General features: G+C 63.3%; 23 protein-coding genes. 8 read left to right on the top strand and 15 right to left on the bottom strand.

From position 1 onward, the window contains the following. Positions 1-6: 6 nt before the first annotated feature. From ACOOEX_RS04670 to ACOOEX_RS04660, 3 genes are read right to left on the bottom strand one after another with little or no spacing between them, the layout of a single operon-like run. Positions 7-384 (bottom strand): RNA-binding S4 domain-containing protein, encoded by a 378-nt coding sequence (locus tag ACOOEX_RS04670; RefSeq protein ID WP_420398322.1) that lies wholly within the window; start codon positions 382-384, stop codon positions 7-9. Then, entirely contained in the window at positions 381-3,206 is a 2,826-nt protein-coding gene (locus tag ACOOEX_RS04665; RefSeq protein ID WP_420397348.1) for a helicase-related protein, read from the bottom strand. The genes ACOOEX_RS04670 and ACOOEX_RS04665 overlap by 4 nt, the downstream gene beginning before the upstream one ends. 38 nt (positions 3,207-3,244) lie before the next feature. After that, a complete protein-coding gene (locus tag ACOOEX_RS04660) occupies positions 3,245-3,796 on the bottom strand; it encodes a hypothetical protein (RefSeq protein WP_420397347.1) in 552 nt (183 codons plus the stop codon). Between the two features lie 84 nt (positions 3,797-3,880). Between ACOOEX_RS04660 and ACOOEX_RS04655 the strand changes: the two genes are divergently transcribed. Together ACOOEX_RS04655 and ACOOEX_RS04650 are read left to right on the top strand one after the other, a co-directional pair. Continuing rightward, on the top strand, positions 3,881-4,174 hold the full coding sequence (locus ACOOEX_RS04655; RefSeq protein ID WP_071688654.1) for an SCP2 sterol-binding domain-containing protein: 294 nt from the start codon (positions 3,881-3,883) through the stop codon (positions 4,172-4,174). A 6-nt stretch (positions 4,175-4,180) separates the two neighbouring features. Then, positions 4,181-5,125: an alpha/beta fold hydrolase gene (locus ACOOEX_RS04650; protein WP_420397346.1), complete on the top strand. Its 945-nt coding sequence runs from the start codon at positions 4,181-4,183 to the stop codon at positions 5,123-5,125. An 89-nt stretch (positions 5,126-5,214) separates the two neighbouring features. Here the strand turns inward: ACOOEX_RS04650 and ACOOEX_RS04645 are convergent, their stop codons facing one another. The 3 genes from ACOOEX_RS04645 to ACOOEX_RS04635 form a co-directional block, all read right to left on the bottom strand. Continuing rightward, complete coding sequence (locus tag ACOOEX_RS04645; protein WP_420397345.1) at positions 5,215-5,907, bottom strand: ABC transporter ATP-binding protein; 693 nt, start codon at positions 5,905-5,907, stop codon at positions 5,215-5,217. After that, positions 5,900-7,186 (bottom strand): lipoprotein-releasing ABC transporter permease subunit, encoded by a 1,287-nt coding sequence (locus tag ACOOEX_RS04640; protein ID WP_420397344.1) that lies wholly within the window; start codon positions 7,184-7,186, stop codon positions 5,900-5,902. The genes ACOOEX_RS04645 and ACOOEX_RS04640 overlap by 8 nt, the downstream gene beginning before the upstream one ends. Before the next feature lie 96 nt (positions 7,187-7,282). Beyond that, a complete protein-coding gene (locus ACOOEX_RS04635; protein WP_420397343.1) occupies positions 7,283-7,777 on the bottom strand; it encodes a DUF2937 family protein in 495 nt (164 codons plus the stop codon). Between the two features lie 183 nt (positions 7,778-7,960). On the opposite strand from ACOOEX_RS04635, the gene ACOOEX_RS04630 reads away from it, so the two are divergent. Beyond that, positions 7,961-8,353 carry a hypothetical protein gene (locus ACOOEX_RS04630; protein ID WP_420397342.1) on the top strand — a complete coding sequence of 131 codons (393 nt, stop codon included), beginning with the start codon at positions 7,961-7,963 and terminating at the stop codon, positions 8,351-8,353. A 189-nt stretch (positions 8,354-8,542) separates the two neighbouring features. Next, positions 8,543-8,932, top strand: a complete 390-nt coding sequence (locus tag ACOOEX_RS04625) for a hypothetical protein (protein WP_420397341.1) — start codon at positions 8,543-8,545, stop codon at positions 8,930-8,932. A 69-nt stretch (positions 8,933-9,001) separates the two neighbouring features. Here the strand turns inward: ACOOEX_RS04625 and proS are convergent, their stop codons facing one another. Both proS and pepT read right to left on the bottom strand, forming a co-directional pair. Then, complete coding sequence (gene proS, locus ACOOEX_RS04620) at positions 9,002-10,345, bottom strand: proline--tRNA ligase (RefSeq protein WP_420397340.1); 1,344 nt, start codon at positions 10,343-10,345, stop codon at positions 9,002-9,004. A 59-nt stretch (positions 10,346-10,404) separates the two neighbouring features. Continuing rightward, a complete protein-coding gene (pepT, locus tag ACOOEX_RS04615) occupies positions 10,405-11,646 on the bottom strand; it encodes a peptidase T (RefSeq protein WP_420397339.1) in 1,242 nt (413 codons plus the stop codon). Between the two features lie 120 nt (positions 11,647-11,766). Here pepT and ACOOEX_RS04610 point away from each other — a divergent pair, with 120 nt between their 5' ends. Then, positions 11,767-13,128 (top strand): FAD-dependent oxidoreductase, encoded by a 1,362-nt coding sequence (locus tag ACOOEX_RS04610; RefSeq protein WP_420397338.1) that lies wholly within the window; start codon positions 11,767-11,769, stop codon positions 13,126-13,128. 24 nt (positions 13,129-13,152) lie between these two features. On the opposite strand, the gene ACOOEX_RS04605 is transcribed toward ACOOEX_RS04610, so the two are convergent. Then, positions 13,153-13,422, bottom strand: coding sequence for a hypothetical protein (locus tag ACOOEX_RS04605; RefSeq protein ID WP_420397337.1), 270 nt, complete (start codon positions 13,420-13,422; stop codon positions 13,153-13,155). A gap of 110 nt (positions 13,423-13,532) precedes the next feature. Between ACOOEX_RS04605 and ACOOEX_RS04600 the strand changes: the two genes are divergently transcribed. The 3 genes from ACOOEX_RS04600 (at position 13,533) to ACOOEX_RS04590 (ending at position 16,535) form a co-directional block, all read left to right on the top strand. Beyond that, a complete protein-coding gene (locus ACOOEX_RS04600; protein WP_420397336.1) occupies positions 13,533-14,429 on the top strand; it encodes a LysR substrate-binding domain-containing protein in 897 nt (298 codons plus the stop codon). 147 nt (positions 14,430-14,576) lie between these two features. Next, positions 14,577-16,037 carry a choline-sulfatase gene (betC, locus tag ACOOEX_RS04595; protein ID WP_420397335.1) on the top strand — a complete coding sequence of 487 codons (1,461 nt, stop codon included), beginning with the start codon at positions 14,577-14,579 and terminating at the stop codon, positions 16,035-16,037. 87 nt (positions 16,038-16,124) lie between these two features. Continuing rightward, the gene (locus ACOOEX_RS04590) at positions 16,125-16,535 is read left to right on the top strand and encodes a hypothetical protein (RefSeq protein WP_420397334.1); all 411 of its coding nucleotides are present in this window, start codon (positions 16,125-16,127) and stop codon (positions 16,533-16,535) included. Positions 16,536-16,544: 9 nt separating this feature from the next. On the opposite strand, the gene ACOOEX_RS04585 is transcribed toward ACOOEX_RS04590, so the two are convergent. The 6 genes from ACOOEX_RS04585 to scpA form a co-directional block, all read right to left on the bottom strand. Beyond that, positions 16,545-17,285, bottom strand: coding sequence for a methyltransferase domain-containing protein (locus tag ACOOEX_RS04585; protein ID WP_420397333.1), 741 nt, complete (start codon positions 17,283-17,285; stop codon positions 16,545-16,547). Between the two features lie 171 nt (positions 17,286-17,456). Beyond that, entirely contained in the window at positions 17,457-19,034 is a 1,578-nt protein-coding gene (locus ACOOEX_RS04580; protein ID WP_420397332.1) for a Ppx/GppA family phosphatase, read from the bottom strand. A gap of 32 nt (positions 19,035-19,066) precedes the next feature. Further along, positions 19,067-21,241 carry an RNA degradosome polyphosphate kinase gene (locus ACOOEX_RS04575; RefSeq protein ID WP_420397331.1) on the bottom strand — a complete coding sequence of 725 codons (2,175 nt, stop codon included), beginning with the start codon at positions 21,239-21,241 and terminating at the stop codon, positions 19,067-19,069. Between the two features lie 40 nt (positions 21,242-21,281). Next, positions 21,282-21,950 carry a chromosomal replication initiator DnaA gene (locus ACOOEX_RS04570; protein ID WP_420397330.1) on the bottom strand — a complete coding sequence of 223 codons (669 nt, stop codon included), beginning with the start codon at positions 21,948-21,950 and terminating at the stop codon, positions 21,282-21,284. A gap of 3 nt (positions 21,951-21,953) precedes the next feature. Further along, positions 21,954-23,072 (bottom strand): AI-2E family transporter, encoded by a 1,119-nt coding sequence (locus tag ACOOEX_RS04565; RefSeq protein ID WP_420397329.1) that lies wholly within the window; start codon positions 23,070-23,072, stop codon positions 21,954-21,956. Positions 23,073-23,307: 235 nt separating this feature from the next. After that, positions 23,308-25,437, bottom strand: a complete 2,130-nt coding sequence (scpA, locus tag ACOOEX_RS04560) for a methylmalonyl-CoA mutase (RefSeq protein WP_420397328.1) — start codon at positions 25,435-25,437, stop codon at positions 23,308-23,310. Positions 25,438-25,543: the final 106 nt, after the last annotated feature.

The following is a 25,543-nucleotide window of genomic DNA, read 5'->3' as shown; positions in this document are numbered from 1 at the left end:
GGGGCATCATTCAAGCGGGCTGCGGCGTAAAGAACCAAGCGCCCGGCGATCCTTGCCCGAGGGGCGTCCCTTTCCCTCGTATGACGGGTTTTGCGGGACGGTTTCCTTGACCGGTGTCAAATCGTCATAGAGTTGTTGCGCCTCCGGGGCCGGACCGCGCCTTTCCCCGATCGCCACCACGCGCACCACCCGCACGTCACGGCCCTGGGCAAAGGTCAGCACATCGCCGGGGGATACGGTCGCGGCAGGCTTGTGTACCTTCTGGGCATTCACCCGAACATGGCCGCCCGCAACAACGCGCGCGGCCAGGGTGCGGGTCTTGAAGAACCGCGCATGCCACAGCCATTTGTCGAGCCGCAGCCGAGGGGTCGCTCCCTCGGTCAGGAGTTGCCCTTCAGCCCCGCCAACGCCTGCGCAAACGGGTTGTCGGGGTCGATCTTCTTCTCGCGGCGCTCGGGCTTGGCGGTATAGGACTTGGGCTTCTCGTTACGAGGCCCCTTGGGACCGCCCTTGCCTTTCGGCCCACCCTTGCCACGGGGCTTGCCGCCCTGTTTGCCACCATCGCGGCGCGGGCCTTGCGGGCCGGTGCGGCGTCGCGGTGCCCAGGTGAAGGTGTAGAAGGTTTCGATCTCCGGCTCCGCCGCCTCAGTGCTGCCCTGCTCGGGCAGTTCAACCGGGGGTTCTGCCGGGGTTTCGACGGGGGCCTCGACCGGTGCTTCGACAGGCGTCTCCGCCGGGGTCTTGGCAGGCGCTTCGGGCGCTTCCGCAGGCGCGTCGCCCGGCACTTCGGCGGGGGTTTCAGGCTCTCCACCGGCGGCAGGCGCGGCTTTCACCTTGGCGCGTTCGCCCTTCTCGGCGGCATAGCCAAGCCCGCCCATCAGATCGGCGAACTGATCCAGCGTCATGCCGGTGATCGACAGCATATCGGCGGTGGCCTCAAAGCCCGACCGGCTGTCCTGCTGGCGCAGCATATCGGCCAGACGTTCCAGCATGTCGATGCGGATCGCGCGGGCCCCGGCCAGGCGATAACCCGAATTGGTGTAATACTCTCGCGGCGCACCTTCGACGGCAGGGATCGTCACCAGACCCGGCGGCGGGCTTTCGTGGAACTCGTCATGGTCATTGGCCAGCCCCCACAGCACCAGACGCAACCGCGTAGGTGCGGGTTTCAGCAGGAGTTGCTGGAAAATCGTGAACTGACCGAAGCGCACGCCATGCTTGCGCAGCAGCCCGCGTGCGTCCTGATCGAGCGCCTTCACGTCCTCCGCCACCTCGGCACGCGGCAGAACGCCAAGCGCCTCGACCAGACGGAAGGCAAAGCCGCGGGCCAGACCGGTGATCGCCTCGTCGCGGCTCATGGCCAACAGCGGCTCGAACAACGTGGCTACCTTTCGGTCGATGAAATGCTGCAGCCGGCGCTGCACCTTCTGCATCACCTCGGGGCCGGCTTCCTCGTCGACGAAGGCTTCGGCCACGGGTTTCAAGGGCTCTGCGCCCTTCACCAGCTTGCCGATCGCCTGTTCGCCCCACATCAGGCCACCCTGTTCGGTGAAATCGAACTCCGTATCGGGGGCGTTGTAGAACCGGTCGGCGCGCAAGTGGAATTCGGGCCGCAAAGCCGCAACCGCCGCCTGGCGCAGCGTCTTTGCCTCATCCGGGGTTGCGCTCGCGTCCTGCCGGAACCGGAACCCTTCCAGACGGCCGACGAATTCGCCTTCAACCGTCACTTCACCCTTTTCGTTCACGTCGGCCACAAGGCCCTCCTTCTGCTTCAACCGGCGCAGCAATACGCTGGTGCGCCGGTCAACAAATCTTTGGGTCAGACGTTCGTGCAGAGCATCTGACAGGCGGTCTTCTACGGCACGCGTGGCTCCGCGCCAATGGCTTTCGTCATCGACCCAGCCAGAACGTTGCGCCACATAGGTCCATGTGCGGATATAGGCCAAACGTTTCGAGAGTGTATCAATATCGCCATCTGTCCGGTCCAGCCGTTTGACCTGCCGTGCCATCCAGTCATCGGGCACGCGCCCCAGGCCGTGAAGAAACTCGTAAATCCGCGCCAGCAGGGTCGCGTGTTCCGCATGGCTGATGCCCCGGAAATCGGGGATACAGCAGATATCCCAGAGCAGGCGCACGTCCTTGGGGCCGCTGACCCGGTCGGCCATTTCCGGCATCGCCGCGATGGTCTTGAGCGCGCGGATATCGTCGGCCTCGCGCGCGCGGGTCAGCCATTCATCCTCTGCCGGTGCCTCCAGCGAGGCAATCAGCCGGTCCACGGTGCCGAACGCCATCCGCGTGTTGCGCCAGAACAGCTTTCCCACGGGCCGGAAGGAATGGTTGGTGATCGCCTCGACCACCTCATCTTCCAGCGGGCTGGCCTCGCCGGTCACCCCAAACGTCCCCGGCTGCGTATGCCGCCCGGCACGTCCCGCGATCTGGGCCAGTTCATTGGGGGCCAGCATCCGCATCTTGCGCCCGTCGAACTTGCGCAGGCCGGAAAACGCCACATGCCGGATATCGAGATTAAGCCCCATCCCGATGGCATCGGTTGCCACAAGGTAATCCACATCGCCGTTCTGGTAGAGTTCCACCTGCGCGTTCCGCGTGCGTGGGCTCAGCGCCCCCATCACCACGGCGGCCCCGCCCCGCTGACGGCGCAGAAGCTCTGCAATCGCGTAAACATTCTCGACCGAGAACCCCACGATCGCCGCCCGCGTGACCATGCGGGACAGCTTCTTCGACCCCGTATAGGTCAGTTCCGAGAACCGCTCCCGCCGCATGAACTGCGCACCCGGAACCAGCGCCGCAATCGCGCTGCGCATTGTGTCGGAACCGAGGAACAGCGTCTCATGCAGCCCCCGCGCGTTCAGCAGCCGGTCGGTGAAGACATGCCCCCGCTCGGGGTCCGCACAGAGCTGGATCTCATCCACCGCCAGAAAATCGCACCCCATCCCCGTGGGCATCGCCTCGACCGTGCAGACCCAGTATTGGGCACTGTCGGGCACGATCCGTTCTTCGCCGGTGATCAGCGCCACCACGCGCGGCCCGCGCATCGCGACAATCCGGTCATAGACCTCACGCGCCAAAAGCCGCAAAGGCAGCCCGATCACCCCCGTGCGATGCGCCAGCATCCGCTCGATGGCATAATGGGTCTTGCCGGTATTGGTCGGCCCGAGAACGGCCGTTATGCGCCCCTGGCGTTGCATGGTTCTGCTCTGTCGCCCTTCGTTCGGGATCGCGGTACTTAAAGGGCGGTGCCCTCGGTCGCCCGTTCCAGCCGGGCTATGGCACCATGTAGGTCGGGACGGTGCGGATGTATAGCAAAGGCGGCACGATAGGCGGCAAGTGCGGCCTCATTGTCACCGACCTCTTCCAGAATCGCCCCGATCCCGGCGAGCGCCCCGTAATGGCGCGGCTCTAGCACCAGCACATGCCGCAGATCGTCCAGAGCAGGCCCGATCAGCCCGGCCAGAAAATAGGCAACAGCGCGGCTGTTATAGCCTTCTGCGAACTCCGGCGCATGGTCTGTCAGCGCGGTCAGGTGATCAATCGCCGCCTCGAAATCCTGTTCTTCCAGCGCGTCCTGCCCGCGCCGCAGCAACAGGTCGGCAGAGGCCGAACCGGACAGGCTCAACTGGATCTCGATGTCGCGTTCCACGGTTTCCCAGTTGGTCGTGCCGGGATCGGCCAATTGCCGAAACAGCTCGTCCAGCTGATCGGCAAGCCCCTGCCCCGGCAGCATCCACAGGCACAAGGCAATGGCTGCCGTCACGACACTGTTGTATGTTGAACGCATATTCCGCATGGTCATTCCCGAACTTAGCATCTGGGGCCGGTCATTCCAGTGATTTCGGCCTGAACCTGACGAAGGACGCATCACATGAGCGAGATCATCACAGCAGCCGTGGCCGCACTTTCCGAAAAACTGTCGGGCGGCTTTGACGGCACCGCGAAATTCTCTATCGACGGCGAAGGCGCGATCATGGTCGACGGCAGCGGCGTGCGCGCTGCCGATGACAGCGACGAGGCAGACGTGACCCTGTCTGCCGATGCCGACACCTTTCAAGAGATTCTGTCGGGCGAGCTGAACCCGACCTCCGCCTTCATGGGCGGCCGCCTGCGCCTTGACGGCGACATGGGCACCGCCATGCGTCTGGGTGGCCTTCTGGGATAAGCGACGATGGAACCGGCCCCGTTTCTTCAGGATATCGCCGAAGGGCCCGAAGGGGCCAATGCCTACTGGCTGCGCGCCAGGGATGGCACGCGCCTGCGCGTGGGCGTCTGGCCGGCGGGGCCCAAGGGCACCATCCTGATGTTTCCGGGCCGGACCGAATATATCGAGAAATACGGACGCCTCGCGCGGGAATTCGCGGGGCTCGGCTATGGCATGCTGGCGATGGACTGGCGCGGTCAGGGCCTGTCCGACCGGCCCGCGCATCGCCGCGACATGGGCCATGTGGTCAGTTTCGATGAATACCGCGAAGACGTGGACGCCCTGCGCGCCGTGCTCGACCAACTCGACCTGCCGAAACCCTGGTTCCTTCTTGGCCATTCCATGGGCGGTGCGATCGGTCTGCGGGCGATCTATGACGGGCTGCCGGTGTCGGGCGTGATCTTTTCCTCACCAATGTGGGGCATCCGCATGTCTGGCTTCCTCAAGGCGATTTCCGGCGTGGTCATGGGACTGTCCAAACCGCTCGGGCTGGACAAGAACTTTGCCCCCACCACCGGCCCCGCCACCGCGATGGAATACAACGACAACCCGCTGACCAATGACCGGGACATGTTCAACTACATGGAAGGTCAGGTCGCCAAACACCCGGAACTGGCGCTCGGCGGCCCCTCGATCCGTTGGGTCAACGCGGCGCTGGAAGAAACCGCCGCGCTGATGGAGATGGACCCGCCCGATCTGCCGATGATGGTGTTTCTGGGCACCGATGAACGCATCGTCGAGACACCCGCCATCCACACCCGCGCCGCAAGCTGGCCGGGCAGCCGGTTGCAGCAGATCGACGGCGGCCGGCACGAGATCCTGATGGAGGGCGACGCGATGCGCGGACCGGTGGTGAAGATGATCGCCGACTGGTGCGCCGAGGTGCTGACCGTCGCACGCAAGACCGGCTAGGCCGTCTGCCCGCAAAGGACCGTGCTTGTACCCGCCATCTGTCTGCACGCCCGGTGTACGGGGGGTGTACGCATGGCACCCCCCTGTTTTCAGCCCTCAGGCTGCGCCACCAGCACCCCGTCCTGAAGGTGCAGAACCCGGTCCATGCGGGCGGCCAGTTCCAGGTTGTGGGTGGCAATCAGCGCCCCCATCCCGGTTTCCCTGACCAGCGTCAAAAGCGCGCCGAAAACCACATCGGCGGTGCCGGGGTCGAGGTTGCCCGTCGGCTCATCTGCCAGCAAAATCAAGGGCTTGTTGGCCAGCGCGCGGCAGAAGGCCACGCGCTGTTGCTCCCCGCCCGACAGCGCCGCGGGCCGGTGATCGGCGCGGTCTTCCAGCCCCACGCGGGCCAGCAACTCCGCCGCCCTCGCCTCAGCCTCTGCCCGGGGGATACCATTGGCCAGCTGCGGCAGGATCACGTTCTCAGCGGCGGTGAACTCCGGCAGCAGATGGTGAAATTGATAAATGAATCCAACACCTTGTCGCCGCGCCGCCGTTCTCGCCCGGTCCCGCGCGCGGGTCAGGTCATCGCCCCCGATCCGCACTGTTCCGGCATCCGCCGTATCGAGCAACCCCGCGATATGCAGAAGCGTCGATTTCCCGGCGCCAGAGGGCGCCACCAGCGCCACGACCTCGCCCGGCTGAATACGCACCGACGCCCCGCGCAACACCCGGATTTCCCCAGGTTTCCCAAGCTTGTAGCCCTTCTCGATCCCGTCGAGTTCCAGCACCGGATCACTCATAGCGCAGCGCCTCCACCGGGTTCATCCGCGCCGCGCGCCGGGCCGGGAAAATGGTGATCACGAAGGAAAGCCCAAGCGACAGCGTCACCGCCGACATAACGTCGCCAAGTTCCAGCCGCGCCGGAAGCGTCGAGAGGAACCGCACGGACGGGTCCCAGACCCCGCCCCCCGCCATCCAGTTGACCGCAGCGAAGATCGGGTCGATCCAGATCGCGAAGGCGCAACCAAGGGCCACGCCCGCCAGCGTCCCCGCCACGCCGATGGAGGACCCGCAGATGAAGAAAACCCTTAGAATTGAGCCCTCTGACAGCCCCATGGTGCGCAGGATACCGATGTCGCGGCTCTTGTTCTTGACCAGCATGATCAGGCCCGAGACGATGTTCATCGTGGCGATCAGAACGAGGATCGAGAGGATGATGAACATCACGTTATCCTCCATCTGCAAGGCCCGCAGAAACGCGCCGGAACTGTCGCGCCAGGTCCAGATGATCACTTCAGCCTCAGCCGCGCGGGTCAGGGGGATGACCATGTTCAGGACGGTATCGGGGTCGGTCACGCTTACTTCGATCTCGTCTGCGACACCATCGCGGTTGAAATAGGTCTGCGCCTCATCAAAGGGCATGTAGACGCGAATGCGATCAATGTCGTAACGCCCAACCTGAAAGATATAGGTTACTTCATAGGCACTGATCCGGGGGCTGGTGCCAAAGGCTGTCCGCGCACCGTCTGGGGAAATCAGGCGGATACGGTCCCCCACGCTGACGCCCAGTTCCCGCGCCACCCCGACGCCCAGAGCCACGCCATAGGGAAAGTCGCTGAGCGCGCCATAGGCCAGTTCCGGGCTGGCCACCAGTGGCACCTCATCCAGATTTTCCGGCGTTATCCCAATAACCTCCACACCCGCATTACGCCCATTCGCGGTGGCCATGACCTGCCCGCGAATGACCGGGAAGGCAGAGGTTACGCCCTCGACGCCGCGCAGCCGTTCGGCAATGGCGTCATAGTCCGACAGCACCCGCAGGCTGCGCCCACCCTCGACCTGCCGCCCCACGGGGATCACGCTGGCATGAGGATTCGCGCCCAGAATGGTGCCCACGAATTCATGGCGGAACCCGGCCCGCACGGCGAGCGTGGCAATCAGCGCCATCACCGCCAGCATGATGCCCAGAAAGCTGATCCAGGTCATGACGCTGACCCCGCCTTCGGCACGCTTGGCGCGGATGTAGCGCCAGGCGATCATGAACTCGAACCGGGCGAAAGGTTTGGGCGGGGTCGGCATGGCTGCTCCTGTCTTGCGCCGCTGATGGCTCGGGCGCTTGGCGCGCAGGTTAGCGCAAGGCGCGGGCAGCGGGAACCGCCCTTTCACCTGCCCGTTTCACGTTTCGGCGACAGGCCGCCGCCGCATCAAACGCCCCAACCCGGACAGGAGCAGAGCCAACAGACCATAGCCCGCCAGAAAGCCCACCCCGGCAAAGCCTGCGCCGCTGGCGGTCAGGGGCAGCGCCGGATGGAAATCCTCCAAGGCGCGGCGACCGATTTCCGTGTCCAACCGGGCGGGCAGCAACAGGGCGCGCTCCACCGGCCCCGCTGCGCGCAGAAGCGTCAGGTCAGAGGACAACGCCTCATACCTTGTGATCGTCCGGGTCATGTCCGCGTTTCGGGCGGCGAGGAAGGCAGACCCGGACAGCTCGGCCAATGCTTCGTCCCGCGTCAGCCCTGCGGACTGCGCCGAACGGTCGAAATCCGCCACCACGACCGACAGTTCATCCACCGCGCCCGCCAGCCGCTGCACGTAGTGCTGCGACGCCTCGGGGAACTGCGCCATCGCGCCCGCGCCTGCCAATCCGGCGGCCAGTGCCAATAATCTCATAGGTCTGCCTGTTCTCTGCTTTTTGGCCAACATAGCACAGGACGCCCCCGTCTGTTGAGGCCCCTGCCCGGCCCCGGCGAAACCCTGCCGCCTGCATATTGGGGGATCGACCTCATGCCCCGTGCGGCCCCCATCCGGCACAACAGGGTCATCGAAACACAGCATCCTTCAGGAGACACCAAGATGACCTTCAAGACCTTCGCCAAGGCCGCCCTCGCCGCCGCTGCCCTCGCCGCCACCGCCAGCTCTGCCAGCGCCTGGGGCTTCGACATCTGCGAGGACGTCACCATGCGCCTCAACAACAATTCCGGGCAGGCGATCGAGATCTATGACCTCGACTATTACGATTTCGGTCAGAGCATCTGGCGGTCCGAACCCCTGCCCGACCGCGTCATTCAGAACGGCGGCAGCTTCTCCTTCACCCGCAACCTCGAAGATGTGGAAAACGCCCAGACCATGCTGCGCTTCCGCTACCGCGCGACGAACAGCCAGGGCCGGTGGGAAAGCGGCTATGTCGCGCAGAGCAACACCTTCACCTGCCGCCACAACCGGTCCGTTACCGTCAGCGTTCGCTGAACGACCCCTCCTTCAGTCATGCACCGCGCCTTGGGAAACCGGGGCGCGGTTTTTCTTTTGGGTCAGGGGCTTGCGCCGGAATTCACCGAACATGCGCGCATATTGGGGGATCGACCCCATGCCCTGCACGGCCCCCTTCCGGCACAACAGGATCATCGAAACACAGACACCAATACCGGAGACAGACCAATGACCCTCAAGACCTTCATCAAAGCCGCCCTTGCCGCAGCCGCCTTCGCCGCCACCGCCACCTCTGCCAGCGCTTGGGGCTTCGACATTTGCGAGGATGTGACCATGCGCCTGCACAATTACAGCGGCGAAGCCATCCAGATCTATGACGTGGATTACTATGACTACGGTCAGGGCATCTGGCGGTCTGAACCCTTCGAAAACCGGGTCATTCAGGATGGCTACTACTTCAGCTTCACCCGCAATCTGGAAGACGTTGAAAACGCCCAGACCCGCATTCGCTTCCGCTATCGCACCACCAGCGGTGGCCGCTGGACGGGCAGCTACACCGCGCAAGGCAGCGCCTTCATGTGCCGCCACAATGCTTCGGTTGATGTGCGCCTGCGCTAAGCCGTCCGGAAACAGAAAACCGCGCCCCGAGTGATCGAGGCGCGGTTTTTCGTTTTCCTGAGGGCAGTGTCAGCCCAAATGCGGCGCGTAGATCTCTTGCACGCGGGCGATGGCGGCCTCCGGGCTCATCTCCTCGCTCTCGCCGGTGCGGCGGCTGGTCAGTTCCACCACCCCGTTCTTGAGGCCCCGCGGCCCCACGGTGATGCGCCATGGCAGGCCAATCAGGTCCATGGTGGCGAATTTGCCCCCGGCACGTTCGTTGGTGTCATCGTAGAGCGGTTCCAGCCCGGCGGCGGTCAGCGCCTTGTAGAGCTGTTCGCAAGCGGCATCCGTGGCCTCATCCCCCTGACGCAGGTTGACGATCCCCACATGGAACGGCGTCACGCCCTCGGGCCAGATGATGCCCTTGTCGTCATGGCTGGCCTCGATGATCGCGCCCAGAAGGCGGCTGACCCCGATGCCGTGGCTGCCCATGTGGACGGGCACTTTCTGCCCGTCGGGGCCCTGAACGGTGGCACCCATGGCCTCGGAATACTTGGTGCCGAAGTAGAAGATCTGCCCCACCTCGATCCCGCGCGCCACCCGGCGGCGCTCTTCGGGGATCTGGTTGAATAGGGCTTCGTCATGGGTCTCGTCGGTGCGCGCATATTTCGAGGTGAACTCCTCCAGCACGCCCTGACACTGTTCGACGCTGTCATAGTCGATCTCGCGGTCGCCGAAGGTCAGATCGGTCACGGCGCTGTCGTAGAACACTTCCGATTCGCCCGTTTCGGCTAGCACGAGGAATTCATGGGTATCGTCGCCGCCGATGGGGCCGGAATCGGCGCGCATCGGGATGGCTTGCAGGCCCATGCGTTCATAGGTGCGCAGGTAGCTGACGAGGTGGCGGTTATAGGCGTGCAAAGCGTCCTCTTTGGTGAGGTCGAAATTGTAGCCGTCCTTCATATAGAACTCGCGCCCCCGCATCACGCCGAAACGCGGGCGGATCTCGTCGCGGAATTTCCACTGGATCTGATAGAGCGTCAGCGGCAGGTCCTTGTAGCTGCTGACATGGCTGCGGAAGATATCCGTCACCATTTCCTCGGCGGTCGGCGTGTACAGCAAATCGCGCTCATGCCGGTCCTGCATGCGCAGCATTTCCTGACCGTAGTCGTCATAACGCCCGGATTCGCGCCACAGGTCCGCGGGTTGCAGGATCGGCATCTGGATCGCGATGTGACCGGCGCGGGCCTGCTCCTCATGCACGATATTCTCGATCTTGCGCAGCACCTTGAAGCCGAGCGGCAGCCAGGAATAGATGCCAGCGGCCTGCTGCTTGATCATGCCGGCGCGCAGCATGTAGCGGTGGCTGACGATCTGGGCCTCGGCGGGGGTTTCTTTCAGAACGGGCAGGAAGTAGCGGGACAGACGCATGTGGGCAGACCTATAGGTTCGTTTGGCCCCTGATTAGGGGAAAGGGCGCGCGGGGGCAATCAGGGTTGCGCGGCGCGGGCGGCAAGGCTGAGACAGACCTTGGTCGCCAGCGCCATATCCTGCACGCTGACCCATTCCAGCGGCCCGTGAATTTCCTGCATCCCGCAGAAGATGTTCGGACAGGGCAGGCCCAGTTCCGTCAGGCGCGACCCGTCGGTGCCGCCGCGAATGGCGGTGCTGTCCGGGTCCATGCCATGATCGCGATAGGCCTCGCGGGCGAGGTCGACGGGAGACATGTCCTTTTCAAGCCAGTAGCGCATGTTGCGATACTGGGGCCGGATCGCGCAGGTGATCTCGGCGCGGGGTTCGGTCGCGGCAACCACGTCGCAGACCTGTTTCAGCAGATCGCCCTTGGCGGCGAGGCCGTCGAGTTCGAAATCGCGCAGGATGAAGCTCAGTTCGGCCTCAGCAGCGGTGCCGGACATGGCATAGAGATGGATGAAGCCGTCTCTGTCCTCGGTTGTTTCGGGCGTCATCGTCACATGCGGCAGGGTCTGCACGATCTTGGCGGCTAGATGTAGCGCGTTCACAAGCTTGTCCTTGGCCCAACCGGGATGCGCCGCAACGCCCTTGACCGTGACCAGAGCACCATCGGCAGAGAAGCTTTCATATTCCAGCTCGCCGGGCATGGACCCATCGAGCGTATAGGCAAAGTCCGCCCCCATATCCGCAGGCAGACGTTCATTAACCCCTCGCCCGATCTCTTCGTCGGGGGTGAAGGCGATGCGGATTTTGCCGTGACTGTGCCCCGGCTCGGACAGCAGTTTGCGCGCCATGGTCATGATAATCGCGATGCCCGCCTTGTCGTCTGCGCCCAGAAGAGTCGTGCCGCTCGCCGTAATGATGTCTTCGCCCACCTTCTCGGCCAGGTAAGGCGCGTTTTCGGGCGAGAGCTTCAGCCCCGGCGCATCGGCGAAGGTGATGTCGCCGCCGTTGTAGTGACGATGGACCACGGGTTTCACCCCCGTTGCGTTGAATGCAGGCGCGGTGTCCATATGGGCGCAGAATCCAATGACCGGCGCGCCCTCTACCGTGGCGGGGATCGTCGCCAGAACAGCACCGTACTCGGTCAGGTGCACATCCGCTGCCCCGATCTCCTCCAGTTCCGCCTTCAGAACCCGCGCCAGATCCAGCTGGATCGTGGTCGAGGGGCTGGTGGGCGAGGTCTCATCGCTCTGGGTGTCGATGGCGGCGTAACGGACCAGACGGTCTTCCAGTTCGGCGTCAAATTCAGTGCGCATTTGGGGTCCTTTCTGCTGGATCGCATCAGGGCCAAGCGGCCCGGAACTGTCAAGCCGATTGACCCCGCCCCGCGGATGGTGATTGTAACCGTTTGATGACACCTCAGGCGGAGTGCCCCCATGCTGACCATCACCGAACCGGCCCGCGAGATTCCGGTTGTGCACCAGACCGAAGTGCTGGTCGTGGGCTCCGGCCCCGGCGGGCTGGCTGCCGCATTGGCTGCCGCACGGGCGGGGGCGGAAGTGACGCTACTCGATCGGTTCGGCTGTTTCGGTGGCAATATCACAGTGGTCGGCGTCGAGGGCTTCGCCTGGTACCGGCATGAACAGACCGTCGAGGCAGGCGGTATCGGCTGGGAATTCGAGGAGCGTGCCAAAGCCATGGGCGCGGCGGTGCCCGAAAGCCAGTCACTGTCCTATGAGCTGGATAGCGAGGGCTTCAAGCTGGTCGCGGACCGGCTGGTCGAGGAGGCGGGCATTCACCCGATGCTGCACCGTCAGTTCGTGGCCCCGATCATGGAAGGCAATGCGATCCGGGGCGTGATCGTCGAAAGCAAGGCGGGACGCGAGGCCGTGCTGGCCAAACGGGTGATCGACGCGACCGGCGACGCCGATGTCGCGCATCGGGCCGGGGCCCCCACCCGCAAGACTCCGCTGGAGGAAACGCAGGCAGCAAGCGTGATGTTCCACGTCGCGGGCGTGGACAAACAGCGCTTCATGGACGGGGTCAAGGCCGACCCGCAGACCTATGCCAACTGGTCCACCGGCGAATGGGAGGTCGAGACCGACGGCAAGGAAGACGACATGTATTCCCCTTTCCTGGCCAAACCCTTCGCGCAGGCGATCCGCGACGGCGTGATCCCGGCGCATCTCAACACCATCGGCGGCACCTGGGGCGCAGTGCATGACAGTGGCGAGATGACCTATATGAATCTCGTCCACCTCGCGGGCTGCGACGGGGTGGACCCCGACAGCCTGACGAAGTTCGAGATCGAGGGCCGCAAACAGGCGATGCTGGCCATCGAGGCGCTGCGCCGCTACACGCCCGGCTGCGAAGGCGTGCGGTTGCGGAACTTCGGCATGTCCATTGGCATCCGCGACAGCCGCAAGATCGACGCGGTCTACAACATGACCGAGGCGGATGTGCGCCATCAGGGCCGGTTCGAGGACACGATCGGCATCTACCCCGAATTCATCGACGGCTATGGCATCCTGATCCTGCCCACGACGGGCCGCTACATGCAGATCCCCTACCGGTCGATGCTGCCCAAGGGGATCGACAACCTGCTGGCCACGGGCCGCGCCATTGGCGGCGACAAGGTATCTCACGCGGCGGTGCGCAACATGGCCTGCTGCGCGGTGGCCGGTCAGGGCGCGGGTGTGGCGGCGGCGCTGTCGCTGAAATCGAACCGGGGCCTGGCCGAGGTCGACCTGACCGCCGTGCAGACGGAGCTGACCCGGCAGGGCGTGCGCATCCACTAGGCGGCCCCGTGGCCGGGAGGATATTCATTCAGGCGCGGGAAGCTCCAGCACGATGTGACCCTTGCGCCAGACCTGACGGGCATCGTTGGTCTCGTGTTCATCCTTCCGAAAGCCGATATCCGCCAGCAGATGCGGGGATAATTCCGCAAGCCGAAGCAACTCCTCGTCGCAGCTGGCGCATTGACCGCGCCCCAACACGCGCCGCCCGAAAGCCGACAATCCATGCAGGATACGGACCAAAGCCCCTGAGCGATCATGTGCAGTTAAGGGTGATATTTCCTGAACGAATGCCATCTGCACGCTCCAATTTCTGCTGCTTGATGCCAAATTAAGTTAGGCCCCGGGCTTGCCGCAAACCATGAATCCTCACATCATGGATGAATAAACCTGATCCATGAGCACCCATGCGCCTGCCCCCTCTCAATGCTCTTCGCGCCTTCGAGGCTGCTGCCCGGCACGATGGTTACATCGCCGCAGCCGAAGAATTGCACGTCACGCGCGGAGCCATCAGCCGACAGGTGAAACTGCTGGAGGAGCATCTGGGCCTACAGCTGTTCCATCGTGGCCATAACGGCGTGACCCTGACCGACGCGGGGCGTGACCTGTTGCCGGTGCTGACCGACGCGTTTGGAAAGATCGCGGCGCAAGCCGACCGGATCACCGAGCAGGCGGCAGAGTTACGCATCATCTGCCCGCCCACCCTGTCAATCCGTTGGCTTTTCCCGAAGCTGGCGTTGTTCCGGCAGGCGCATCCCGACATCCAGGTGCGTCTGACCACCGATTTCTACGGCGAATCCGGCTTTGACCCGGGGCGGTATGACCTCGGCGTTTCGTTGGAATTCTGGCCTGGCCGCCCCAATGCCATCAGGACCCAGCCGGTGTTTCCGATGCGCCTGTCGCCGGCCTGTTCTCCCGCGCTGCTGGAAGCGGGTCCGCCCCTTGCCTCCCCTGCCGATCTCGGCCGGTTCACGCTGCTGCACGAGAGCCCCGCGCGTGAGGATTGGCGCACATGGGTCCAGCATTTCGGCATCGACGGGCTCGACCCGACACAGGGAGAGGCCTTCCCCAATCTCGACATGGCAGCCAAGGCCGCGGTGATGGGTGCGGGTGTGGTCATGGCAGATCTCGCTCTGTGCCGCGACGAACTGGAGCACGGTGCGCTGGTTCTGCCATTTCCCGACCTGTCCTGCGAGACCCAGTACGGGCGCTTCGCCCTGATCGGCGCGGAGGACCGGTGGGATACTCCCAAGGTCAAGGTTTTCCGGGATTGGATTGGCAGCCAGACGACTTTGGAAGAGTGACATCGCCGTGCGTAACAAAACGGTGCCACCGGCGGTCAGCCCGAGCGTCGGGCGGCGCATCCACACACCGAACACGCGGAGGTTGACGGAATTGCCAGTTTGACCAGAAGCTGCGGATGGCTTCGTGAGAAAAGGACGACTACGGACATGAGTACCCCCGACCGCCCCAATATCCTCCTTGTCATGGCCGACCAGATGCCCCCCTTCCTGCTGGAAGCCTGTGGATTTTCCGGTGTGCACACACCGAACCTAACCGCGCTTGCGAAGCGCTCTGTCCAGTTCACCAACGCCTATTCCCCCAGTCCGATCTGTGTGCCCGCCCGGTCCTGCCTCATGACCGGACTGCACACCTCCACCACCGGCTGTTTCGACAACGGCGACCCGTTCGACAGCTTCATACCGACCTTCGCACATTACCTGACCAATGCGGGTTATGAGACTGTGCTGTCAGGCAAGATGCATTTCATCGGCCCAGATCAGTTGCACGGATTTCAGCGGCGTCTGAATCCCGACATTTACCCCTCGGGCTTTCTTTGGTCCTATCCGCTGCCGCCCGAGGATGACCCGGACTGGCAGGCGTTCGATTTCGTATCACAGTTCCAAGCCCAGAATATCGGCCCCGGCTGGTCGAAAGAACTACAGTATGACGAGGAAACCCAGTTCCGAGCGTTGGAGTATCTGCGCCACCCGCCGGACCGCCCCTGGATGCTGACCGTATCGTTCACCAATCCCCATCCTCCCTATGTTGTTCCCCGGAAATACTGGGACATGTACAAAGACGCTGACCTTCCCTTGCCGGAATACCCGGACGACATGGGCGCACGATATTCCGATTTCGACCGGGCTTTGCGGCGCTGGCACGGGCTGGATTCCGGCGACATGCGCGATCCTGAACATCTGCTCGCCATGCGCAGGGGATTTGCGGCGCTGTGCCACTATGTGGATGACAAGCTGGGGGAACTGCTGGCGGTCCTGGAAGAACAGGGTCAGCGTGATGAAACCATCGTCATCTTCACCGCGGATCATGGTGAGATGCTCGGGGAACACGGGCTGATCCAGAAGCGCAGCTTCTATGAATGGTCGACCCGCATTCCTCTGCTGATCAACATGCCGGGAAAGAAGGCCCGGAAAATCGACACTCCGGTATCCCTGATTGACCTGCCCGTAACGCTGATAGAGCTGTCAGGCCAGACACCTGTCCGCTCGCTGGAAGGCCGATCCCTGATGCCCGCCATGAACGGTGAGGCGCTAGAGGTCATCCCGATCATCTCGGAATACCATGGTGAGGGCATCATGCGTCCAAGTTTCATGGTGCGGCTTGGCGACTGGAAATACATCTATTGCCACCGCTCCGCGCCTCAACTGTTCAACCTCGTTGAAGACCCCGATGAATGGACCAACCGCGCCGGAGACCCGGACGTATCGGAGATCGAGGCGGAATTGCACGGGATCATAGCCGGCGGCCGCTTCGATCTCGATGCCATCGAAACGGAGGTCTGGGCGCGTCTGCCGATGAAGGACGCCGTGAACCGAGCCATGGCTGCCAATGCTACGAACTGGGATTATGAGGGTCGGCACAAGGCTGCGGATCGCTATGTTCGGCAATGAAACCCACGTCTTGCAGGTGGGCAATTTTGCCTGCCTATCCATGCTCGGATACCTTGGATTGGATGAAGATGACGTGCAGAGGGGACAATGGGAAAACAACCGAATCCCGTGGGCTATTCCGGCAAACCGCTTTTTCAGAAGCTCGGCCTGAAACCGGGGTTGAGCTACCTCGCCCTGAACCCGCCCCCGCATATTGATGAGTTGCTTGCCGGGGCTGAAGGGGTGCAGATGCTGACCGGGCGCACCGAGGCCGACATCGTTCACCTCTTTTGCCCTGATCGTGCAACGCTGGACAAGGAAGGCCCCGCCGCGCTGGATCTGGTGGCCCAGAAGGGGATGCTCTGGATCAGCTGGCCCAAGAAATCCTCGCCCCTGTTCAGGGACCTCACCGAAGACGGGTTGCGCGAGCTGATGTTGCCGACGGGATGGGTCGATGTGAAGGTCTGCGCCGTGGATCAGGACTGGTCCGGCCTGAAATTCCTGCGCCGCAAGACCTAAGACACAGCACTAGCCGGGCTTTGTCGCGATCTGGCTGACATAGGACATGAAGCCAAAAAAACGGTTCGCCCTGAGGCGCGCCACGGCTTCAGCCTTCAGTGCCTCAGCAGTCTCGGGCTGCAGCATGCCGGTTTCAGCCATACGCTCGGCTCCGCGTGCAATGACGGTCATGAAATAGGCCGCATCGCCGTCAGCGACATAGCCATGCCCCTGACGCGCACCCATGTTGAAACCGCATTCAGTCAGCATCCCGCCGATCTGACGCATGATCCAGAGGTTGGTGACATTCTGGTTGATCATGAATCGGACAAGCTGATCAAGCGGGTCGAAATCTGCAATCTGTGCAGTGGCCGTGTCATAATCTCCATCGCAGATTGCCAAAACGCCACCGGGTTTCAGTACACGGTAAGCTTCTTTCAGAACATCTTCCGGACCTGGGACGTGACAGAGAAGCGTGTGCATCAGGACAAGATCGACCGACCCCGCCAGAAGCCCGGTCTGTTTCGCATCACCAATCTCGAAGCTCAAACGTTCATCGTCGGAAAATCTTTCAATGGCGCGCTGTGCAAGGATCGGAGAAGGCTCGATTCCATGCGCCCTGGCTGCCCCGGCCATGGTCAGCAGATCCTTGGTTACATGGCCCGTTCCAGAACCGAACTCTACCGCCAATGCATCAACAGGAAGCTGCAGAGCGCTCAGATAGGCCGCGCGGATGGCAACCTGGCTGGGGTCGAGACAGCGGGCATCCATAGCATCGGCGATCTGTGCCTGAACCTTTTTATCCTGTGATCCCAGGTCTGAATATGGGTCTGACATGTGTCACCTCGGGTCAAAACTAATAAAAGTGACCCGACCCTAGCACAACCGCAGGACGATTTGCATCATGCCCGGCATCCCAGACCATGCAGGGTGAACACCGCCTTACCGCAGCCCCTTCACCACCGGCTCGGCCCCGATGGCAGCCGCAAGCGCCTTGAACCGGGCCTGCGCCACTTCGCCGAACAGATCGCGGGCGGTATCGGTCTTCAGGGTCAGCTCCAGGATGCCCTTTTTCGGGTAAAGCTTGAGCTTGCCGTGATCCAATGGCTTTTCCAGCGTGAACATCGCCCCGAACCGCATGGCGCGGCCCATGATCTCGGCCTGCTGGACCTGCTTCTCTGTCAACAGCTCCAGCAAGGGGTCAAAGCCGGTATCCTTGCGGCTGGACTTGTAGCGGTGCAGCAATGCAAGACCCAGATAGACCCGTTCCTCATGGGTCAGACCGCCCAGGTTGGCCCGCGTTGCATTGTCGAAACAGACCTCGGCGCGGTAATCGGGATGCGCCCGCCAGCTGACGTCATGCAACAGGCACGCCGCCCGCATCACGCGTTTCATTTCGGGGCGGATACTGCCGAAGAGCGGCTCGATGAACCGGTAAAGCGCCCGTCCGAAGCCCGGCATCCGGGCATTGGCCAGTTCCATCTGATAGGCGGCCTCGATCAGCGGGTCGCGCTGGCGCTGTTCGTCCGACATCTGCTCGTAAAGCAGCCCTTCACGGATACCGTAAGACGAAATTGCCACCTCATCGGGCTTGAAGCTGCGCACCAGCTCTTTCAGCACCAGCGAGGCCAGCGGCACAAGCGCCATCCGTTCAGCACTGGTGCCGGTGCGGGCGCGCAGGTCTTCCATATCGGCCTTCTGGATATAGGCGATCGTGGCGCGGATATCCTTGCGGGTCATCCGGTATTCATGCAGCACCTTCAGGGGGTAGCCCCGGCGTTCCATGTCGATCCGGGCAATCGCCCGCCACGACCCGCCCACAAGGAACAGCCGTCCCGCAGGTTCCGTGAACTGTTCCCTCAGCGTGGCAATGCGATCCTTGATATGCGCCTTGATAGCCTTCTTGCCGCCCTTGATGCCCTGCAGCTTGAGCGGCCCGAGATCAGAGGTTTCGCGCGCGCCCACCTGCCCGTCGCCAAGCAGTTCCGCCAGCTCCATGGACGAGCCGCCGATATCGCAAATCATGCCGAACGCGCCGGGCCAGCCAAGCAGAACCCCCTGCGCGGACAGCCGCGCCTCTTCGCGTCCGTCGATCACGTGGATGGTCAGGCCGGTTTCACGCTCTGCCTCGGCCTTGAACTCCGCGCCATCCTCGGCCTCTCGCATCGCGGCTGTGGCGACGGTGACCAGAGAGGTGACGTTCATGCCCTTGGCCAGTGCCGCGAAGCGTTTCAGCGCCGCCAATGCACGGGGACGGCCCGTTTCCGACAGTCGCCCGGTCTGGGCAAAGCCCGCCCCTAGGCCACAGAGGATTTTCTCGTTGTAGAAATAGGCAGGAGAGCGCGCCGCGCCGTCAAACACCACCATCCTGACCGAGTTCGAGCCAATGTCGATCACGCCCACACGCGCCAGGTTCCGCGCGTGCGGATCCTGAAAAAGTGGCGTGCCGAAAAGCCCCCCGTCGGCCACCGTCCCGGACCCTGCGATACGCGGATCCGCCAATTCGGCTTGTCCCATCATGATCCGGTCATGGCACGGGGCGCGTGACTCGGTCAATCATGCGAATGCGCCAATTCGGGCACATCCGCCGCCCCCGCCGATCCGCGTCCCGAAAGCGACGGGTTCTGCATGAAAAACCGGTGGCAGGAAAACGGCTTGTCGATCTGATCGAGGTCAGGGCGCACGAAACTGCCATCAGCCTGCAAGACCCAGCTTTGGGCGACATCCGCCAGATTCGCCGCCATGATCTGGCTGACGATCTGCGCCTTCACCGTCGGGTTGGTGCATTCCACCAGCGTTTCCACCCGGCGATTGAGGTTGCGCCCCATCCAGTCGGCCGAGCTGATATAGACCCGCGCCTTTTTGGCGGGCAGCCCATGGCCATTGCCGAAACAGACGATCCGGCTGTGTTCCAGGAACCGGCCCACGACCGATTTCACCCGGATGTTTTCAGACAGGCCCTTCACACCGGGACGCAGCCCGCAGATGCCCCGAATCACAAGGTCGATCTTCACCCCCGCCTGGCTTGCCTCGTAAAGCGCGTCGATCACGTCAGGCTCGATCAGGCTGTTCATCTTGGCCCAGACCATTGCCGGTTTACCCGCGCGGGCATGGTCCGCTTCAGCCTTCAGATTCTCGATGATCGTCGATTTGAGGTTGAGCGGCGAAATGCGCAGATTGTCCAGCTTCTCGGGTTCCGCATAGCCGCCCACATAGTTGAACACCTTGGTGGCATCGCGCCCAAGCGCGTCATCACAGGTAAAGAGGCTCAGGTCCGTATAAATCCGCGCGGTGATCGGGTGATAGTTTCCGGTCCCGAAATGGGTATAGGTCACCAGCCGGTCACCCTCGCGCCGGACAACGGCACTGATCTTGGCGTGGGTCTTGTAGTTGATGAACCCATAGACCACATGCGCGCCCGCCCGTTCCAGCTTGCGCGACTGGCGGATATTGGCGGCCTCGTCGAACCGGGCTTTCAGCTCCACCAATGCTGTGACTGATTTGCCGTTCTCCGCCGCTTCGCACAGCGCATCGACAATCGGGCTTTCGTTCGAGGTGCGGTAAAGCGTCTGCTTGATCGCCACCACGTTGGGATCACGCGCCGCTTGGGCCAGGAACCGGATCACCATGTCGAAGGTTTCGTAAGGATGGTGCAGCAGCATGTCCTTTTGCCGTATGGCCGAGAACATATCGCCCTCATGGTCCTGCACCCGTTCGGGGACGCGCGGGGTGAAGCTGGGCCAGAGCAGGTCGGGCCGTTCGTCGAGCACCAGTTCCTTGAGCCGCGCGAGGCCGATCATGCCGCGCACCTCGACCACCTCGTCACCGATGACGCCAAGCTGTTCGCAGATTTCCTCTTTCAGCGCAGACGGTGCCCCGGCAGAGACCTGCAGGCGCACCACATGGCCGCGGCGGCGGCGCTTCAGGGCGGTCTCGAACTCGCGCACCAGGTCTTCGGCCTCTTCCTCCACCTCCAGATCGCTGTCGCGCAGCACCCGGAACATGCACGATCCGGTCAGCTTGTAACCGGGGAAAAGCGTGCCGATTTTCAGCAGCAGCAATTCCTCCAGCGGCAGAAACCGCGCGGCACCTTCCGGCGCGGGCAGGCGCACGAAGCGGTCGATCTGGCCGGGGATCGGCAACAGCGCCTGCAAAGGCCGTCCGTCGCGTTCCCTCTTCATCTGCAGGGCCAAAGACACACCTTCATTCGGGATGAAGGGGAAGGGATGGGCCGGGTCGATGGCGAGCGGCGACAGGACCGGGAAGACATTGGACAGGAAGATATCGTCAAGCGCGGTCTTATCGGCGGATTTGAGGGCCGAGCGCGTCACGACGGTGATCTTCTCCGCCTCCATCTCGGATTTCAGCGCATTCCACGCCGCCTGCTGAGACTGCATCAGCTTGCGCGCATCCGCATTGATCAGGCGCAACTGCTCGGTCGGGGATCGCCCATCATCGGAAGGCGTCGTGTTGCCCTCATTGGCAAGCTCGCGCAGGCCCGCGACACGGACCGTATAAAACTCGTCCAGGTTGGCCGCCGAGATCGACACGAAACGCACCCGTTCCAGCAGCGGCACGCGGGGGTTTTCCGCCTCTTCCAGCACCCGCCAGTTGAAGGCCAGCCAGCTGAGTTCACGGTTGAAAAACCGCTGCGGTCCGCTGCGCTGCGCTTCGGGCAGGTCGACCGGGGCGGGGATGGGTTCGTGCAGGAAATCGGCGTTGATCATGTGGCTGCCATAGGCTTGAGGTGTGACACCCGCGTGACACTCATTCCGCCAACTCCGCGAGAAGCGTGGCAATCATGGGCTTCGTGGGTCGCGTCTTGTCGCGCAGGGCGCGGGCGTCGATGGCCTCGACCAGCTTTCGGGCCGCAACGAAGGACCGCTCCATCCGCAGGACTGCATAGGATATCAGCTCGGGGCCGAGCGCAAGCTGACGGTCCGCCGCAAGCTTGACCATGACCGCAGAGAGCAACGCATCGTCGGGGCCTTGCAGTTTCAGCACACCCGCCTGCTGCATCCGGCTTTTCAGATCGGGCAGCGTGACGGGCCAGCGAGCCGGGTCCGTCCGTGCCGTCAGCAACAGCCGTCCGCCCTGTCCGAGCACCGCGTTGTGCAGGTGGAAAAGCGCGGTTTCGGCTGCCCCCCCGGTGATCCTGTCGGCATCCTCGACCACAAGTGCTGTTCCGATTTCATCAGGCGAGATTTCGGCCAGCCCCCCGGCCTCAACCACCTGCGCACCTGTCATCGCGGTCCAGACATGCGCCAGATGGGTCTTGCCCGACGCCTCCGGCCCCACCAGCACCATCTTGCCATGCGGCCAGCTCTCCCACGCTTCGATCCCGGCCACGGCAGCGGCATTGGCGCCTGAAACGAAGAAATCATCGCGCCCCAGGGCGGTGCGCACGGGAAGGTCAAGAAGAAGCTGTTCGGCCATGTCTTACATGTCGTCGTCTTCGCCGCGGCCTTCAAGCCCTTTATACAGGCGGCCCTCTCGATACTGCGCCATGCCGTAGCGCACCAGAACCCCGATCATCGCGGCAACCGGCACCGCGACCAGCATGCCAACAAAACCGAAGATGGACCCGAAAGCCGCAAGCGCGAAGAGCAGCCAGACCGGATGCAGCCCGACCGAGCTGCCGACGAGATTGGGGGTCAGGACATTGCCCTCTGCCACCTGACCGATGGCGAAAATCACCGCGACGATGCCGATGCGCAGCCAATCCGTGGCATGGCGGACGGTCTCGCCATCCACAACCTCGCTATACCCCCAGTACTGGAACAGCGCGAGGCCTATGGCCAGCACACCGCCCACCAATGCCCCCACATAGGGGATGAAGGTCAGCGCCCCGGCGATCAGCCCGACAATCAGGCCAAAGTTCAGCCCCACGGACATCAGCGCGATGGCGTAGAAGATGCCGAGGATCAGGCAGACCGTCCCCTGCCCGCGCACGAAACTGGCGAGCGTCCGGTCGATTTCTGACGCCAGCTGCCGGATCACGGGCGCATGGTCGCGGGGCAGCAGGTCGTCAATGCCTGCAATCATCCGGTCCCAGTCAAGCAGCAGGTAGAAGGCCACCACCGGGGCGATCACCAGAACCACGACGCTGTTGATGGCCGCTCCCGCCGAGGACAGGACCGAAGAAATCACCGTGCCGATCTGGCTGCGGGCAGAAGCCAGCACATCGGCGATGGTCTGGCGTGCGGCAGAATCCTCCTGAATCAGCGTCGGGAACCGCTCCAGCAGAACATCGCGCACGGTTTCGTAAAGCTCGGGTGCGGCCTGCACGAGGGCAATCACCTGCCCGATCAGCATCGGCAGCACCAGAAGCAGCGCCAGCAGGAACAGCAAGACCGAGAAGGCAAAGATCACAACCGTTGCCCAGGCCCTTGAAAAGCCACGATCTTCCAGCCGGTCGGCCAGCGGATCGAGGCAATAGGCAATCGCCCCGCCCACCACGAAGGGCAACAGCACCTGCCCCAGAAACCACATGAGCAACAGAAAGACAGCCGCCGCGATTCCCCAATAGGTCGCTTGCTGTTTCACGGGCAGGGCCATGGGGCGATCATCCTTCCAGGAACGGCGGTCAGTTGCCCCAAGCTGCCCCTGACGGGCGGGGTTTTCAAGCCGAAGCTGGCAAATTCGCTGATCATGGCACGAACGCGTGAGGCTTGCCGAGCTTCGGGCGCTGCGTGTCACGGGTGCCCCGGCCGGTCCGCCCCCGCTGGCACGCGCGCAAGCATGGAAAAAGACCCCGCCTTGGACGAGGCCTTTCAGTGTCTCGTTTCAGGGATCAGCCGCGCGTTTCGCGCACGATGTCGAGGATCTTCTTGGCCGCTTCGGGGATGTTCGTCCCCGGCCCGAAGATCGCCTTCACCCCGGCCTTGTAGAGGAAATCATAGTCCTGCTGCGGAATGACCCCGCCGCAGATCACGATGATATCGCCCGCGCCCTCGGCCTTCAGTGCCTCGATCAGCTTGGGTGCCAGCGTCTTGTGCCCTGCCGCCTGGGAACTGATGCCGATGATATGCACGTCATTGTCGATGGCGTCCTGCGCGGCCTCTTCCGGGGTCTGGAACAGGGGCCCGACATCCACATCAAACCCGATATCGGCAAAGGCCGTGGCGATCACCTTGGCACCCCGATCATGCCCGTCCTGACCCATCTTCACGACCAGCATGCGCGGGCGGCGGCCTTCTTCCTCGGCAAAGGCTTCCACGTCCTTCTGGATCGCGGCGAAGCCCTCGTCGCCCTCATAGGCGGCCCCATAGACCCCGGCCAATGTCTTGACCTCGGCGCGGTGGCGGCCGAACTGCTTTTCCATCGCCATGCTGATTTCTCCGACAGATGCGCGGGCGCGGGCCGCTTCCACGGCCGCCTCCAGCAGGTTGCCGCCCTCTTCGGCACGGCGGGTGAGTTCATCGAGCGCGGCCTGGCAGGCCGCCTCGTCGCGCGACGCACGGATCTTCTCCAGCCGGGCAATCTGGCTGTCGCGGACTTTCACATTGTCCACGTCGAGAATGTCGATCGGGTCTTCGTGATCCTTGCGGTACTTATTCACGCCGACGATCACCTCGTCGCCCCGGTCGATCATCGCCTGCCTGCGCGCCGCCGTTTCCTCGATGCGCAGCTTAGGCATGCCGGAGGCAACGGCCTTGGTCATGCCGCCCATTTCCTCGACTTCCTCGATCAGCGCCCAAGCCTTTTCGGCCAGTTCGGCGGTCAGGCTTTCGACGTAGTAGGAGCCCGCCAGCGGATCGACCACGTTGGTGATGCCGGTTTCTTCCTGCAAGATCAGCTGCGTGTTGCGCGCGATGCGGGCGCTGAACTCGGTCGGCAGGGCAATCGCCTCGTCCAGCGCGTTGGTGTGCAGCGACTGCGTGCCGCCAAGCGCCGCCGCCATCGCCTCATACGCCGTGCGGATCACGTTGTTGTAGGGGTCCTGTTCCTGCAAGGAGACGCCCGAGGTCTGGCAATGGGTGCGCAGCATCTTGGAGCGCGGGTTCTTCGCGCCGAATTCATCCATGATGCGATGCCACAGCAGCCGCGCGGCGCGCAGCTTGGCGGCCTCCATGAAGAAGTTCATGCCGATGGCGAAGAAGAACGACAGACGGCCTGCGAACTTGTCCACATCCATGCCCGCATTGATCGCCGCGCGCACATACTCGCGCCCGTCTGCCAGCGTATAGGCCAGCTCCTGCACCAGGTTCGCGCCGGCCTCCTGCATGTGATAGCCGGAGATCGAGATCGAGTTGAACTTGGGCATCTCGTTCGAGGTGTATTCGATGATATCCGAGATGATCCGCATCGAGGGTTCCGGCGGATAGATATAGGTGTTGCGGACCATGAACTCCTTCAGAATGTCGTTCTGAATGGTCCCGGCCAGCAGCGCCTTGTCATGGCCCTGTTCTTCGCCCGTCACGATGAAATTCGCGAGGATCGGGATCACCGCGCCATTCATGGTCATCGACACGGAGATTTTGTCGAGCGGGATGCCGTCGAAGAGGATTTTCATATCCTCGACGCTGTCGATGGCGACGCCGGCCTTGCCCACATCGCCCTCAACGCGTGGGTGATCGCTGTCATAGCCCCGATGGGTGGCCAGGTCGAAGGCGACCGACACGCCCTGCTGACCGGCAGCCAGCGCCTTGCGGTAGAAAGCGTTCGATTCCTCGGCGGTGGAGAACCCCGCATATTGCCGGATCGTCCAGGGGCGACCCGCATACATCGTGGCTTTCACGCCCCGCGTGAACGGCTCCTGCCCCGGCACGCTGCCCATATGTGGCAGATCTGCGGCATCCTCCTCGGTATAGAGAGGTTTCACGGCGATGCCTTCCAGCGTGTTCCAGGTCAGGTCATCCAGTGCACGGCCACGCAGTTCCTTCTCGGCCATATCGCGCCAGGCTTGGGTCTTGTCGCTCATCTCTTCGGTCCTCTTTTCAGTCCCGCGCGGCGGGGGAACAGCCCCCGGCCTGCGCCGTGCAGGGCCATATTCTGATGCCCCTGCGGTTATGCCTCTTCGCTTTCAC

This window comes from Nioella sp. (assembly GCF_965215655.1).
Lineage (GTDB): Bacteria > Pseudomonadota > Alphaproteobacteria > Rhodobacterales > Rhodobacteraceae > Nioella.
Note: the sequence above shows the minus strand (reverse complement) of the source record. Positions and strands in the feature narration are given on the sequence as shown.

Coding starts and splice junctions, on each gene's coding strand:
- ACOOEX_RS04665 (WP_420397348.1), bottom strand. CDS start 3,206: ATGCAACGCCAGGGGCGCATAACGGCCGTTCTCGGGCCGACCAATACC.
- ACOOEX_RS04660 (WP_420397347.1), bottom strand. CDS start 3,796: ATGCGTTCAACATACAACAGTGTCGTGACGGCAGCCATTGCCTTGTGC.
- ACOOEX_RS04655 (WP_071688654.1), top strand. CDS start 3,881: ATGAGCGAGATCATCACAGCAGCCGTGGCCGCACTTTCCGAAAAACTG.
- ACOOEX_RS04650 (WP_420397346.1), top strand. CDS start 4,181: ATGGAACCGGCCCCGTTTCTTCAGGATATCGCCGAAGGGCCCGAAGGG.
- ACOOEX_RS04645 (WP_420397345.1), bottom strand. CDS start 5,907: ATGAGTGATCCGGTGCTGGAACTCGACGGGATCGAGAAGGGCTACAAG.
- ACOOEX_RS04640 (WP_420397344.1), bottom strand. CDS start 7,186: ATGCCGACCCCGCCCAAACCTTTCGCCCGGTTCGAGTTCATGATCGCC.
- ACOOEX_RS04635 (WP_420397343.1), bottom strand. CDS start 7,777: ATGAGATTATTGGCACTGGCCGCCGGATTGGCAGGCGCGGGCGCGATG.
- ACOOEX_RS04630 (WP_420397342.1), top strand. CDS start 7,961: ATGACCTTCAAGACCTTCGCCAAGGCCGCCCTCGCCGCCGCTGCCCTC.
- ACOOEX_RS04625 (WP_420397341.1), top strand. CDS start 8,543: ATGACCCTCAAGACCTTCATCAAAGCCGCCCTTGCCGCAGCCGCCTTC.
- proS (WP_420397340.1), bottom strand. CDS start 10,345: ATGCGTCTGTCCCGCTACTTCCTGCCCGTTCTGAAAGAAACCCCCGCC.
- pepT (WP_420397339.1), bottom strand. CDS start 11,646: ATGCGCACTGAATTTGACGCCGAACTGGAAGACCGTCTGGTCCGTTAC.
- ACOOEX_RS04610 (WP_420397338.1), top strand. CDS start 11,767: ATGCTGACCATCACCGAACCGGCCCGCGAGATTCCGGTTGTGCACCAG.
- ACOOEX_RS04605 (WP_420397337.1), bottom strand. CDS start 13,422: ATGGCATTCGTTCAGGAAATATCACCCTTAACTGCACATGATCGCTCA.
- ACOOEX_RS04600 (WP_420397336.1), top strand. CDS start 13,533: ATGCGCCTGCCCCCTCTCAATGCTCTTCGCGCCTTCGAGGCTGCTGCC.
- betC (WP_420397335.1), top strand. CDS start 14,577: ATGAGTACCCCCGACCGCCCCAATATCCTCCTTGTCATGGCCGACCAG.
- ACOOEX_RS04590 (WP_420397334.1), top strand. CDS start 16,125: ATGGGAAAACAACCGAATCCCGTGGGCTATTCCGGCAAACCGCTTTTT.
- ACOOEX_RS04585 (WP_420397333.1), bottom strand. CDS start 17,285: ATGGATGCCCGCTGTCTCGACCCCAGCCAGGTTGCCATCCGCGCGGCC.
- ACOOEX_RS04580 (WP_420397332.1), bottom strand. CDS start 19,034: ATGATGGGACAAGCCGAATTGGCGGATCCGCGTATCGCAGGGTCCGGG.
- ACOOEX_RS04575 (WP_420397331.1), bottom strand. CDS start 21,241: ATGATCAACGCCGATTTCCTGCACGAACCCATCCCCGCCCCGGTCGAC.
- ACOOEX_RS04570 (WP_420397330.1), bottom strand. CDS start 21,950: ATGGCCGAACAGCTTCTTCTTGACCTTCCCGTGCGCACCGCCCTGGGG.
- ACOOEX_RS04565 (WP_420397329.1), bottom strand. CDS start 23,072: ATGGCCCTGCCCGTGAAACAGCAAGCGACCTATTGGGGAATCGCGGCG.
- scpA (WP_420397328.1), bottom strand. CDS start 25,437: ATGAGCGACAAGACCCAAGCCTGGCGCGATATGGCCGAGAAGGAACTG.